The following is a 13,630-nucleotide window of genomic DNA, read 5'->3' as shown; positions in this document are numbered from 1 at the left end:
TATTATCTTTTTTAAAATTTCTTACATTATATATATCAGTTCTTTTTGATGGGTACTGTCCAACCGAATGTATCCTCTGTTCTGCCCCACTGGATTCCTGTAAGTCCTTCATAAAGTGTGTGGCAAACCTCTCCGATTTCGTTGTTGTTGATTTTGTAATCAACGCCTTCATAATGAAGAACACCGATAGGTGAAACAACTGCTGCTGTTCCTGTTCCCCAAGCTTCCTCAAGAGTACCGTTCTTAACTGCATCAACAACCTCTTCTGCTGAAATAAGTCTTTCTGTTACCTTGTAACCCTTTGATGTAAGGAACTCGATTGCGCTCTTTCTTGTGATACCCGGAAGAACCGAACCTGTAAGCTTAGGTGTGATTACTTCGCCGTTGATCTTGAACATTACGTTCATTGAGCCAACCTCTTCGATATATTTCTGGTGAACACCGTCAAGCCAGAGAACCTGTGTAAAGCCGTTTTCTTCTGCAACGTGCTCTGCTCTGTTGCTTGCTGCGTAGTTACCGCCAACCTTGCAATCTCCTGTACCGCCTCTGATTGCACGAACATCATGCTCTTCAATTGCAATTTTTACAGGTTTAAGACCTTCTTTGTAGTAGTTGCCTACGGGACATGTGATGATCATGAATTTTGCTTTTTTGATTCCGTGAAGTCCGATGGGCTCATCACATCCGAATTCAAAAGGTCTGATATAAAGTGATGTTCCGGGATCTGAAGGTACCCAGTCCTGCTCGAATGTAACGAATGTTTCGATTGCTTCAAGAACTGTTGCTGCATCGATATGAGGAAGACAAAGTCTGTCAACTGATTTTTCCATACGTTTTGCATTTTCGCTCGGTCTGAAAAGCTGACATGTACCGTCTGCCTTTCTGTATGCCTTTAATCCTTCGAATGCACCTGCACCGTAGTGAAGGATTGTTGAACCGGGATGCATTGAAATGGGTCCGAAAGGAACGATTCTTGCGTCATGCCAGCCCTGTCCGTCATCATAATCCATGATGAACATGTGGTCTGTAAATATATGTCCGAAGGGAAGGTCTGCTCCCTTACCGGGTTTAGTTTTAGGTGTCTGTGTTTTCTCGATTCTTATTTCCATGATTTTTTCTCCTCTCGTTAATACCCTCTGAATTTTTTCTTTTTCTTCTTTCTTTTTTCGCCTGCATGAAAAAAGGACTTACAGCTATACGCCGTAAGTCCGAAAAAAACAAATTTTGAAATTATCCTTCTGCCGGAATTTTCTATGTATCAATCACATAAACATGCGTAAGATACATGGCAATCAAGAACATTATCATCAACTGTTTTTTCTGCACGACACATAGCACTAATGCTTCTAATGACAATAATTAGTGAGCAAATAATGCTAATAATTGATAGTATGCAGATAATGAAACAAGCTGCTGACATATTGTTCTTTCTCCTTCCTGAATAATTTTGTTATATACTAACACTTGGATTTACCTTTGTCAATAATATTTTACAAATTTTTTTAATATTTTTTATTTGAGTGCCTCAAGGAACATTGCCGCACGCCTGAATGCTTCATGTCTTTCCTCTTCCGGAACTATGCTGTGTCCGCCTGTTTCCGGTCTGTAAAGCTCCTTTATTTCCGAGAAAATGCTGTCATATATCTTCTGTGCACTATCCGGATCGGCAACAGCGTCATTCTTCGCCTGTATTATTATCGCCGGGCATTTTACCTGTGTCATAAAGCCGGCCTCTCTTATAATAGCCATAAGTTTTTCAAGTTCCTTAAATATATTTACGGCTATATCCTCATAATGTATATGATACTGTTTGAATAAACCAACTTTTCCGTCCATAGGTCTGTGGAAATAAAGCTGGTCTTCGGGATATTCCGCTGTCATAAATGTTCCTTCACAAAGTCTGAGCGGTGACAATACCAGAATAATTCCGGCAATTTCCGGATGCTTTGCGGCAAGATAAAGCGAAAGGCAGCCGCCTGTCGAAAGTCCGCCGACAAAAACCTTATCATAATGCTTTTTGAGATACTGATAATCGTTTTCAGCCTTTATTATCATGTTCTCACAGGTTGTATGCAGCAAATCCTCCATATGTACCGTGTCCGGCAAGGTTTACACTCCAGACCGAATATCCGTAGTCATTTAAAAATTTTGCCATTGGTATCATCTGTGCCGCTCCGGATGTAATTCCGTGAATAAGAAGAACCGCAATTCCATTTGTACCTTCGTAAAATTTTTGATCATTTGTCTGCATAAAAGCCTAAATATGTCTATATGTAAAACACAAAAGTATTATTTCGTAAACATTTACTGTTGTTTCCAGAGAATGTCCTTATTTACTGTTTTATAAAAAAGCTCTTTTATCTCCTTTGGATTTTTGGTCCTTCCCAATATCCACATCATTTTTGTTACTGCAGCCTCAAGCGTCATGTCATAGGTTTCAAGAAGTCCAAATTCCTTTTTGATATTTCTCCCGACCTCATAGACCGTCATGTTGCTGCCTTCATTTGTTACCTGTGTTGCAACAACAACCGTTTTACCCATATCCGTCCAATGGCTTACGGCATTATAAAAATCGCTGTTTTCATAGCTTGGCAGTCCTCCAACGCCAAATGATTCTATTATGACCGCATCATAATGCTCTGCCATATAATCCAGCAGAGATGCATCCGTAGCCGGAATAAGCTTGAGCAGAGCCACATTTGTATCCAGTGAATGACTGAATTCAACGGGTATATTTTCGCTTTCATCTGTTATATAATAAAGAATTTTCTGCTCCTGAACAGTTGCCATATAGGGAAAATTTATGCTTGAAAAAGCGTTGTAGCTCTTTGTTCTGACCTTTTTTCCTCTTGTTCCTGCTATTACCTTTCCGTCAAAAACAATATTTACATTGCTTGAGCGGTCGCTTGACGCATATCTTAAGCTGTCGGTAAGATTTATCCTTGCATCGGTATTTTCCATGTCTATGGGCTTTTGAGCACCTGTAATGACGATTGGCTTTGATGAATTCTGTATGAGATAAGACAGTGCCGCTGCTGTATATGCCATTGTGTCGGTTCCATGACATATAACAAAACCGTCATATTTATCATAATTTTCCTCAATTGTTTCCGCCATTTTCAGCCAGTGCTTTGGTTGCATATTTGTGCTGTCTATATTCATTATCTGAACGCTGTCTATATCGCAAAAGCTATTAACATCGGGAACATACGAGGCTATTTCCTCAGAAGTGATTACAGGCTTAAGACCTTCGTCGCTTCTTTTGCAGGCAATAGTTCCGCCGGTACCGATAAGCAATATTTTTTTCATATTTTACACCTCGATATTTCATAATATTACAGATATCGTAAACATACATTCATTTGTTGTCAATAATTTATTGCATAAAAAATCAGCCATTATTTCTAATGACTGACTTAAAAATCATTCGCTGAATTCACCGAATTTTCTGAATCTGTTGTATCTGTTTTCAAGAAGTGTATCCATATCAAGCTTATTTAACTCATTAAGTTTTTTAATAAGCTCTTTTTTCATAATCTCCGTTGTAAACTGAAGATTGTTTGCTATACCGTTTGATGCCTCAGGTATTATTTTTTCAATAACGCCCAGTCTGTAAAGATCCTCCGGCGTGAGCTTTAATAAATCGCAAGCCTCTGCCGCTCTTGAAGAATCCTTCCAGAGAATACTTGCAAACCCCTCAGGAGAAAGCACCGCATACATACCGTTTTCAAGCATCCAGACTTCGTCTCCGACAGCAAGTGCCAATGCACCTCCACTGCCGCCTTCGCCGATAAATATACTGATTATGGGCGTTTTAAGCTCCGCCATTTCAAACAGGTTTCTTGCTATGGCTTCTCCTTCGCCTCTTTCTTCCGCACCTATGCCACAGTACGCTCCCGGCGTATTTACAAGAGTTATGATAGGTCTATGGAATTTTTCAGCCTGTTTCATAAGCCTTAACGCCTTGCGATAGCCTTCCGGATTAGGAGAGCCGAAATTTCGCTTTATATTTTCTTCCAAGGTATGACCTTTTTCAACACCGATTACCGTTACAGGCATACCATTTAATGTGGCAATGCCGCCGATTATAGCTTTGTCATCGGCGAAATATCTGTCTCCATGGAGTTTAATAAAATCGTCAAATATATTTTTTATAAATTCCGATGCTCTCGGTCTTGTGACAAGACGTGCCGTTTCAACCTTTTTATATGCCTCGCTCATTGTCACACCTCCTTATATCCATGCAGTCTTAACAGCTTTGCAAGAACCATTTTGAGATATTTTCTCTTGACGATTTTATCAACAAAGCCATGCTTAAGCTGAAATTCTGCCGTCTGGAAGCCTTCTGGAAGCTCCTGTCTTATTGTCTGCTCAATAACTCTCTTTCCGGCAAAGCCTATTGTTGCTCCCGGCTCGGAAAGTATTATGTCGCCGAGCATTGCAAAGCTTGCTGTTACTCCGCCTGTTGTGGGATCTGTAAGCACAGTTATATAGAGAAGGCCTTTGTCCGAATGTCGTCTTACAGCGGCACTTATTTTTGCCATCTGCATAAGAGATATAATTCCTTCCTGCATTCTTGCACCGCCGGAGGTTGTAAACACTATGATAGGGAGCTTTTCCTCCGTTGCTTTTTCAAAGGCTCTTGTTATTTTTTCGCCTACAACCGAGCCCATACTGCCCATCATAAAGTTGCTGTCCATAACACAGAGTATTATTTCTATGCCTTCTATACGGCATTTTCCCGTAACAACACCCTCTTTAAGCCCACTTCTTTCCTGTGCGTTTTTTATTATTTCATCATATTTCGGAAAGTCTATGGGATTGAGCGATGTAAGCCCGGCATTGAATTCCTCAAAGCTGTTTTCGTCACAGGTAATGGCTATTCTATCCATTGCGCCTATTCTGAAATGGCCTCCGCATTCCGGACAGATCTTATATTCGGTAAGCTCCTTCTGATAAATTGTTTTTCCGCAATGAGTACATTTTACCCATGTTCCGTCCGGTATTTTGGGAAGCTCTTTAAGTTCGCTTTCCTGCGAGCGGACAATATTTATATATGTTTTTTTCTTTTTAAAAAGGTTCATAAAATCAACCTCCGATTATCCGAGTATTTCCTTTTCGATAAATGATGTGTCAAATTCTCCTGCTATATAACTCGGATTATTTAGAATACTTTCCTGGAACTCAATATTTGTATCTACTCCCTTTATAACAAACTCATAAAGTGCTCTTCTCATCTTTGCTATAGCCTCGTTTCTGTCCTTACCGCATGTAATTACCTTGGCTATCATGGAATCATAAAACGGAAGTATATCACAGCCCTCATAAACTGCACTGTCTACTCTTACGCCAATTCCACCGCCTGGAATGAGAAGAAAATCTATTGTTCCCGGAGAGGGTGCAAAATTCTTTTCGGGATTTTCCGCATTGATACGACATTCAATGGCATGTCCTGTTATTTTTACATCCTCCTGTTTGTAGCCCAACGGATTGCCCGATGCAATGTTAAGCTGTTCCTTAACAATGTCTATACCAGTTACCATTTCGGTTACGGGATGTTCAACCTGAACTCTTGTGTTCATCTCCATAAAATAGAAATTACCATCCTTGTCATAAAGAAATTCTATCGTTCCGGCGCCCTTATAACCGACAGCCTTTGCCGCTCTTACAGCAGCCTCGCCCATTGCCTTTCTTGTTTTATCATCAAGCTTGGGTGAAGGAGCCTCCTCAAGCACCTTCTGGTTTCTTCTCTGTATTGAACAATCCCTTTCTCCGAGATGTATTACATTGCCGAAATCATCACCGAGTATCTGTATTTCAATATGTCTTGCATCAACAATGACCTTTTCCATGTATATTTCATCATCACCGAAGGCAAGACTTGTTTCAAGCTTTGCACTTTCATAGGCATTCTTAAGTTCTTCCTTTGAGTGTGCTATTCTTATGCCCTTTCCGCCTCCGCCGGCTGATGCCTTTATCATTACCGGATAACCAAGCTTGTCGGCAAGCTCATATGCCGCCTCTATGCTTTCGACTGTTCCGTCACTTCCGGGAATTACATTTACTCCTGCCTTTATCATAAGATCTCTTGCATGGGATTTGTTTCCCATTTCATCAATGGTCTTTGCATCAGGCCCAATAAATTTTATATTACATTCTTCGCACATCTCGGCAAAAATGCTGTTTTCCGAAAGAAATCCAAAGCCGGGATGAATCGCCTGTGCATTTGTAAGCACCGCCGCACTGATTATGTTCTGCATATTGAGGTAGCTGTCCTGAGCCTTTGCCGGTCCAATACACACTGCTTCATCGGCAAGCTGAGTATGTAAAGCCTCTCTGTCCGGTTCGGAAAAGACCGCAACAGTGGCAATACCAAGCTCTCTGCATGCTCTGATGATTCTAACCGCAATTTCTCCACGGTTAGCAATAAGTACCTTATTAAACATCGTATTACCTCGAATAATATGATTTACGGTTTATAAGTAAACCGTATTAAACCTTGCTGTCAGCCTATCATGAATGTAAGCGTTGCCTCTGCGACCTTTTTGCCGTCCACATATGCAACGCCTGCGCCTATTCCGGCATTTCCTCTAAGCTTTGTAAAAGTTACCTCAAGTCTGAGTGTATCTCCGGGAACAACCTTTTTTCTGAATTTAGCCTTATCAATAGCTCCGAAGTAAGGTGTTTTTCCCTTGAACTCGTCCATACTGAGTATTGCAACCGCTCCTGCCTGTGCCATAGCCTCAACAATAAGCACACCGGGCATTACAGGCTCACCGGGATAATGTCCCACAAAAAACGGCTCGTTCATTGTAACATTCTTGATTGCAACTATCTTTTCTCCTTCAACAATCTCCTCAACTCTGTCAATAAGCAAAAATGGAGGTCTGTGAGGTATTATTCTCATAATTTCATTTATATCAAGCATTTTGTTCTCCTTATACAATTCTGAAAAGAGGCTGTCCGAATTCGACTATCTGCTCGTTGGAAACAAGAATTTCATCAACAACTCCGTCAAACTCACTTGTTATCTCATTCATTATTTTCATTGCTTCAATTATGCAGACAACCTCGCCTTTTTTGACCGTGTCACCTTTTTTCTTGAAGGCAGGTGAACCCGGCTTAAGGCTTTCGTAAAATGTTCCGACAATAGGAGATTTTATTATATTGCCTTCCTTTTTCTCTGTCTTTGTTTCGGAAATCGGCTCGCTTTCTTCCTTTGCCTGAACCGGTTTAACCGTTTCCTCATACTGAATAGGAGCAGAAGAAATCTGTTTATTTTCGCCCAGCTGAATATTATCGCTTTTGCTCATGGAAATATTTACATCACCTGTGTTAAGCTGAAAGTATTTAAGCTCGGAGTCATTTACAATTCCGATTAACTCCTTAATTTCATTGAAGTTCATTTTTATCTGTCCTCCCATTTTTTAAGGCATAAAACCGCATTATGTCCGCCGAAGCCGAGTGAATTGGAAAGAGAATATTCTATCTCTGCCTCTCTGCCGACATTGGGAACATAATCAAGATTGCATTCCGGATCCGGCTCTGTATAACCTATTGTAGGAGGTACAAAGCTGTTTTCCATTGCTTTTATACATGCTATCGCCTCAACAGCTCCGGTTGCACCGAGAAGGTGTCCTGTCATGGATTTTGTTGAGCTTACGGGAATTTTATATGCCGCATCGCCCATAGCCTTTATGATAGCAAGTGTTTCGGCAACATCATTGGCATGTGTACCCGTTCCGTGTGCATTAATATAACCAACCTGTTCGGGCTTGATACCTGCTTCTTCCATTGCCATTGTCATTGCGTTTGCCGCACCTTCTCCGTCGGGACATGGTGATGTAATATGGTAAGCATCGCATGTAGCACCGTAGCCGACAACCTCACCGTATATTTTTGCACCTCTTGCAAGTGCGTGCTCAAGCTCTTCGAGAATAAGAACTCCGGCACCGTCACCCATTACAAAGCCGCCTCTGTTTTTGTCAAATGGCTTTGAAGCGTCCTTAGGATCGTTACTCTTTGAAAGTGCTGTAAGGCTTGTAAATCCGGCAACACCGGCTCTTGTTATTGCGTGCTCCGCACCGCCGGCAAAGGCTACATCAAGATAACCATGCTTGATTGCTCTGAAGGCTTCGCCGATACTGCTTGTTCCTGTTGCACAGGCAGTAACTATCGACTGGCATACGCCCTTTGCACCGTATTTAATTGCAATGTTTCCTGCCGCCATATTTCCGATAAGCATAGGAATGAACAACGGGCTTATTCTGTCCGGACCTTTTTCGTTCATTCTGCCTATCTGATCCTGTAATGTCTGAAGTCCGCCGACTCCCGAACCTACAACACAGCCGAATTTCATTGGATCGCCAACTGTTTCCTCGGTAAGTCCGCTCATTTCATATGCCTGTGCTGCGGCAACAAGAGCAAATATAGAAAACAGGTCGTTTCTCTTAAGCTCTTTCTTGTGCATATATTTTTCTATATCGAGATCCTTTATTTCGCCGGCAATTTTAACGGCAAAATCCGTTGTGTCGAACTGCTTTATAAAATCAATTCCGCATACTCCGTTTTTAATGCTTTCCCAAAAGCTGTCCACATCATTTCCTACCGGAGTAACGGCACCCATACCTGTTATTACACATCTTCTGGACATAATTTCCTCCTTAGTTCATTACCATACCGCCGTCTACATTTATAACCTGTCCGGTTATATAGCGGTTTTTGGCAAGAAATACACAAACCTCGGCAACCTCATCGGCATTGCCGAAGCGTTTAAGCGGTATCGAAGCAAGCATCTGGTTTTTAACCTCATCACTTAAAACCTCTGTCATATCTGTTTCGATAAAGCCGGGTGCAATGGCATTGCAGGTAACTCCTCTTGCGGCAAGCTCCTTTGCCGTTGCTTTTGTAAGACCGATAACTCCGGCTTTTGATGCGGCATAGTTTGCCTGTCCGGCATTTCCGATAAGACCAACAACAGATGACATATTTATTATTGCTCCGGCTCTCTGCTTAAGCATTATATTTGACGCAAATCTTATGGTATTAAAAGCACCCTTAAGGTTTGTTGAAATAACACTGTCAAACTCGTTCTCGCTCATTCTCATAATAAGCATATCTCTTGTAATTCCGGCGTTATTCACAAGAACATCAACACTGCCAAATTTTTTCTTAGCCTCTTTTATAAGCATTTCCGCTTCGTCAAACTTACTTACATCTGCTTTGAACGGCATACATTCAACGCCATAGCCTTCTATTTCCGCAATAAGCTCATCGCTAACATTACTTCTATAATTGAGAACTATATTACAGCCTTCCTTTGCAAATCTTATTGCCGTTGCTCTGCCTATGCCCTTTGCGGCTCCTGTTATGACAGCGGTTTTTCCTTTAAGCATTTTTCCTCCGATCCATCACTTTTCAAGCTTTTTAAGTGCATTTTCAAGTGATTTCATATCCTTAACGTTTATTATTGTTACATTCTTAAGTATTCTTTTTACAAATCCGCTGAGCGATCTTCCAGGCCCGATTTCGATAAATGTATCTACTCCGAGCTCTCCGAGAAGCTCAATGCTCTGCTTCCATTTAACCGGATTCATAACCTGTTTTGTAAGAAGTGGTACAATATCCTCTTTGTTTTCTATAATATTTCCTGTCACGTTGCTTACAACGGGAATGTTCATTTCGTTTACTTGCATTTTTGCAAGCTCAACGCCAAGCTTATCGCTTGCCGGTTTAAGCAGTTTAGTATGGAAAGGGCCGCTTACGGTAAGCTTAACCGTCATTTTGGCACCTTTTTCCTTACAGATTTCCGCCGCCTTGTCAACAGCCGCATTCTCACCGGAAATAACAAGCTGTCCCGGTGCATTGTAATTTACGGCAGAAACACAGCCTATTGAGGACGCTTCTTCACAAGCCGCTTCAACCTCACTGTCCTCAAGTCCGAGTATTGCACACATGCCGCCTACTCCGTTTGGAACAGCCTCTGCCATAAATTTTCCTCTTTTTGTAACAAGCTGAACCGCTTCTTTAAAATCAAAAACACCGCTTGCAACAAGTGCGGAATATTCTCCAAGGCTTAAGCCTGCCACATAATCCGCCTTTATTCCTTTTTCCTCTAATATTCTTAACGCCGCAATGCTCATTGTGAGTATAGCCGGCTGAGTATTTTCTGTTTTATCAAGTTCTTCTTTATTGTTAAAGGCAATATCTCTAATGGAAAATCCAAGAGCCTCGTCTGCCTCATTAAATACCTTTTCAGCACATTCGAAATTTTCGTAAAAATCCTTGCCCATTCCGACAGTCTGGTCACCCTGACCGCTGAATAAAAATGCCGTTTTCATAAAGCTAACCTCTCTGATTATATATATGGGGTGATTAATCACCCCATATATCTTTCGTCTATTATTTACTGTATAATTCGGCTGTATTTTTCATTATCTGAATAAATTCGCCATACATTTCTTCAATTATTTCCTTACAGGTTTGTTCCTTCTTTACAAGGCCCGCAATCTGTCCCGACATAACTGAACCGTTATCAACATCGCCGTCCACAACGGCCTTTTTCAATGCTCCTCTGCCAAGCTCTTCAAGCTCTTCGGCAGACGCATTTTTCTTTTCGAGAGCCTCATAAGCTCTTGCCATTTTGTTTTTGATTACACGAACAGGGTGTCCTGTGGAGTTTCCTGTCGTTGTTGTATCAATATCTTTAGCCTTAATAATTTTTGCCTTATAGTTGGGATGTACATTACATTCCTTTGCAACAAGAAATCTTGTTCCGATCTGTACTCCCGATGCACCGAGCATATAAGCCGCCGCAATTCCTCTGCCGTCGGCAATTCCTCCTGCCGCAATAACCGGAACATCAACAGCGTCAACAACCTGAGGCACAAGTGCCATTGTTGTTGTCTTTCCGACATGACCGCCGGATTCTGTTCCTTCGGCAATAAGAGCGTCTACTCCGTCCTTAACCATCATTTTTGCCATGGCAACCGACGGAACAACGGGAATAACCTTAACTCCTGCCTCTTTGAACTTTTTCATATATTTTCCGGGGCTTCCCGCACCTGTTGTTACAATAGGTACTTTTTCCTCGCAGATAACCTCAACTATCTGCTCAACGAACGGCGATAAAAGCATTACGTTGACAGCATAAGGCTTGTCTGTCATTTCTTTAAGTCTGCGTATTTCCTGTCTACAGCCTTCTCCGTCAAGGTGTCCTGTCGCAAGAACGCCGAGTCCGCCTGCATTTGAAACCGCAGCCACAAGGTCGGCATCGGAAATCCATGCCATTGCTCCCTGTATTATAGGATATTTAATTCCAAGAACCTTGCAGATGTCTGCATACATAACTTATTCCACCTTAAAAAATTATTTGTTTTCTTCTACGAATTTAACTGCGTCTGCAACTGTAACGATTGCTGTTGCATCTTCAACCTTAACATCGAATTCATCTTCGATTTCGCTGATGATCTGGAAAAGGTCGAGTGAGTCTGCATTAAGATCGTCTTTAACCTTTGTTTCAAGTGTAATTTTGTCTGCCTCAACACCTAACTGATCTGCAATAATGTCTCTGATTTTTTCGAATACCATTTTAAATTCCTCCGTAAATTCAATATTGTTTTTTATTTTTATATTAATCAATAGTTATCTACTGATTTTATCAGATTTCAATAAGCATACTGCCCCATGTAAGGCCGCCGCCGAAGCCGGAAATAATTATTTTATCTCCTTCCTCAAGAAGGTTTTTTTCGAACATTTCGTTTAAAGCTATCGGTATGCTTGCTGAAGACGTATTACCGTATTCATAAATATTAAGATAAAACTTTTCAACAGGCATTTTCAGTTTTTTTGCTATGAATTTTACAATTCTTTCATTTGCCTGATGCGGCACAATATATTTAATATCATCAGCCGTAATATTGTTTTCCTCCATAAGCTTTTTAATGCTCTTTGGAATTCTTCTTGTGGCAAAATCAAATATTTCTTTGCCGTCCATGCGGATTTTTATATCTTCCACACTTTCGACTTTTTTTACATCATTAAACACATTGGAAGGTGTACATCTTGCATCGGTAAGGGCAAAGCCCTTTGCTCCGTCACTCATTACATCCTCTGCAATTACTCCCGGCTTTTCACTTCTTTCTATAAAAGCACCGCCGCTGCCATCACCGAAAAGCACACAGGTGCTTCGGTCTGCCCAGTTTACATGCTTTGAAAGCACCTCCGAGCCTATAACAAGGGCATTTTTAAATGCTCCGGTTTTTATAAACTTATCTGCAATCGACATTCCGAACACAAAGCCCGAACAGGCGGCACTTATATCAAATGCCATTGCATTTACAGCACCGATATTTTTCTGTACTATACATGACACAGAAGGAACATTGTAATCCGGAGATATTGTTGCCACAACAATAAGTTCTATATCCTCCGGATTTATATTTCCTTTCTCTAATATCATTTTTGCCGTTCCTGTTGCCAGATCCGATGTATCCTCACCTATGGATACATGCCTTTGGCATATTCCCGTTCTTGATTTTATCCATTCATCATCGGTTTCAACTATATTTGCAAGCTCGTCATTTGTAACCGTTCTGAGCGGTATACATGAGCCTGTTGCCTTTATTTTAGAAAAATACATTATTTTGCTCCTTTATCAATATTATATTTTTCCTTTAAGAAATAATCGAGTTTGAAAAGAGCACTGACCAGTACATTTTCCTCTTCCTCGTTCAAGCCGCTTATCGATGCCTCAACAAGATCGCTGTGGAATTTTTCATGTATACGGAACAGAACTCTTCCCTGCTTACTAAGCTTTACATATACAACTCTTTTATCGCTTTCGGAACGCTCTCTTTCGACAAAGCCTTTTTTAACAAGGTTATTTATAGCAACAGTAAGAGTTCCTACAGTGATATTAAGTTCTCTTGCAACCTCGCTCATTGTTTTTTTCGTATGAAGACCTATTGCTTCAACAGTATGAACCTCTGTAATGGAAACATTATTAAATGCACCTTCCCTGAGAGATTTTTCCTCAATGGTAAGAATGTCATTAAAGGTTTCAACCAAAAGCCTATTAATAATTTCGTATGATTTTTCCATTTCAATACCTCGGTTCAAAAATACTTTGATAATCAAAGTTTGATAATCAAAGTATATTTCCTCAATGCAATTTAGTCAATAGTTTTTTTGTTAATAAATTATGAACAAACTATAAACAGCATAAAATAGACGAATTTATATGAAAATCTGTTATTATATAAATGTCGATGTCGATATAGTATATTTAAAAAATCTTTTTGTCTGTTTTAATATTATATATTTACAAGTATTGTAAATTATGATAAAATATTGATATATAATATAACATCACAGAGGGACACATCATGGTTACTACATACATTTTTTCACTTCTTATTCTGGTGGTTTTATTAATTCATTCTGTTTTTTACGACCGCCGTTCTTCAAAAATCAAATACCCAATGCTTGTTCTGCTTATTTCGGAAATGCTTGCATTTACATTTTTCGATGCAAGTATATTTCATAATAATTTTTTATTTTCGTGCTTTAGAATTTGTTTCTTATTTGTAATGCTTCTGTTTACATTCAATTATTTCTATGCAATAAACGA

The 13,630-nt window shown here is 40.2% G+C and carries 14 protein-coding genes and 1 pseudogene; all 15 read right to left on the bottom strand.

Features of this window, described 5'->3' with window-relative positions; translation table 11 throughout:
- Positions 1 to 35: 35 nt before the first annotated feature.
- The 15 genes and pseudogenes from KQI66_RS02445 to KQI66_RS02370 all read right to left on the bottom strand — a co-directional run bounded on the left by KQI66_RS02445 (position 36) and on the right by KQI66_RS02370 (position 13,101).
- The gene (locus KQI66_RS02445; protein ID WP_216427118.1) at positions 36 to 1,109 is read right to left on the bottom strand and encodes a branched-chain amino acid aminotransferase; all 1,074 of its coding nucleotides are present in this window, start codon (positions 1,107 to 1,109) and stop codon (positions 36 to 38) included.
- Between the two features lie 403 nt (positions 1,110 to 1,512).
- Positions 1,513 to 2,088 carry an alpha/beta hydrolase gene (locus tag KQI66_RS02440; protein ID WP_216427117.1) on the bottom strand — a complete coding sequence of 192 codons (576 nt, stop codon included), beginning with the start codon at positions 2,086 to 2,088 and terminating at the stop codon, positions 1,513 to 1,515.
- Positions 2,060 to 2,251 (bottom strand): hypothetical protein, encoded by a 192-nt coding sequence (locus KQI66_RS02435; protein WP_216427116.1) that lies wholly within the window; start codon positions 2,249 to 2,251, stop codon positions 2,060 to 2,062. The genes KQI66_RS02440 and KQI66_RS02435 overlap by 29 nt, the downstream gene beginning before the upstream one ends.
- Before the next feature lie 53 nt (positions 2,252 to 2,304).
- The gene (locus KQI66_RS02430) at positions 2,305 to 3,309 is read right to left on the bottom strand and encodes an asparaginase (RefSeq protein WP_216427115.1); all 1,005 of its coding nucleotides are present in this window, start codon (positions 3,307 to 3,309) and stop codon (positions 2,305 to 2,307) included.
- Positions 3,310 to 3,423: 114 nt separating this feature from the next.
- Positions 3,424 to 5,084, bottom strand: a pseudogene (locus tag KQI66_RS11545) (acetyl-CoA carboxylase carboxyltransferase subunit alpha).
- 15 nt (positions 5,085 to 5,099) lie between these two features.
- Positions 5,100 to 6,446 carry an acetyl-CoA carboxylase biotin carboxylase subunit gene (locus tag KQI66_RS02415; RefSeq protein ID WP_216427112.1) on the bottom strand — a complete coding sequence of 449 codons (1,347 nt, stop codon included), beginning with the start codon at positions 6,444 to 6,446 and terminating at the stop codon, positions 5,100 to 5,102.
- Positions 6,447 to 6,505: 59 nt separating this feature from the next.
- Complete coding sequence (gene fabZ / locus KQI66_RS02410; protein WP_216427111.1) at positions 6,506 to 6,928, bottom strand: 3-hydroxyacyl-ACP dehydratase FabZ; 423 nt, start codon at positions 6,926 to 6,928, stop codon at positions 6,506 to 6,508.
- 10 nt (positions 6,929 to 6,938) lie between these two features.
- A complete protein-coding gene (gene accB, locus KQI66_RS02405) occupies positions 6,939 to 7,406 on the bottom strand; it encodes an acetyl-CoA carboxylase biotin carboxyl carrier protein (RefSeq protein WP_216427110.1) in 468 nt (155 codons plus the stop codon).
- A gap of 2 nt (positions 7,407 to 7,408) precedes the next feature.
- Positions 7,409 to 8,653, bottom strand: a complete 1,245-nt coding sequence (gene fabF / locus KQI66_RS02400; RefSeq protein ID WP_216427109.1) for a beta-ketoacyl-ACP synthase II — start codon at positions 8,651 to 8,653, stop codon at positions 7,409 to 7,411.
- A gap of 10 nt (positions 8,654 to 8,663) precedes the next feature.
- The gene (gene fabG / locus KQI66_RS02395; protein WP_216427108.1) at positions 8,664 to 9,395 is read right to left on the bottom strand and encodes a 3-oxoacyl-[acyl-carrier-protein] reductase; all 732 of its coding nucleotides are present in this window, start codon (positions 9,393 to 9,395) and stop codon (positions 8,664 to 8,666) included.
- Between the two features lie 15 nt (positions 9,396 to 9,410).
- A complete protein-coding gene (gene fabD / locus KQI66_RS02390; protein WP_216427107.1) occupies positions 9,411 to 10,340 on the bottom strand; it encodes an ACP S-malonyltransferase in 930 nt (309 codons plus the stop codon).
- 61 nt (positions 10,341 to 10,401) lie between these two features.
- Positions 10,402 to 11,346: an enoyl-[acyl-carrier-protein] reductase FabK gene (gene fabK / locus KQI66_RS02385; RefSeq protein WP_216427106.1), complete on the bottom strand. Its 945-nt coding sequence runs from the start codon at positions 11,344 to 11,346 to the stop codon at positions 10,402 to 10,404.
- A gap of 21 nt (positions 11,347 to 11,367) precedes the next feature.
- Entirely contained in the window at positions 11,368 to 11,589 is a 222-nt protein-coding gene (locus KQI66_RS02380; RefSeq protein WP_216427105.1) for an acyl carrier protein, read from the bottom strand.
- A gap of 70 nt (positions 11,590 to 11,659) precedes the next feature.
- Positions 11,660 to 12,640, bottom strand: a complete 981-nt coding sequence (locus KQI66_RS02375) for a beta-ketoacyl-ACP synthase III (protein ID WP_216427104.1) — start codon at positions 12,638 to 12,640, stop codon at positions 11,660 to 11,662.
- Complete coding sequence (locus KQI66_RS02370) at positions 12,640 to 13,101, bottom strand: MarR family winged helix-turn-helix transcriptional regulator (protein WP_216427103.1); 462 nt, start codon at positions 13,099 to 13,101, stop codon at positions 12,640 to 12,642. Before KQI66_RS02370 ends, KQI66_RS02375 begins: the two co-directional genes overlap by 1 nt.
- Positions 13,102 to 13,630: the final 529 nt, after the last annotated feature.

Source organism: Anaerotignum sp. MSJ-24 (assembly GCF_018918145.1).
Lineage (GTDB): Bacteria > Bacillota > Clostridia > Lachnospirales > Anaerotignaceae > Metalachnospira.
This window is presented reverse-complemented; position numbering and strand designations above follow the sequence as displayed.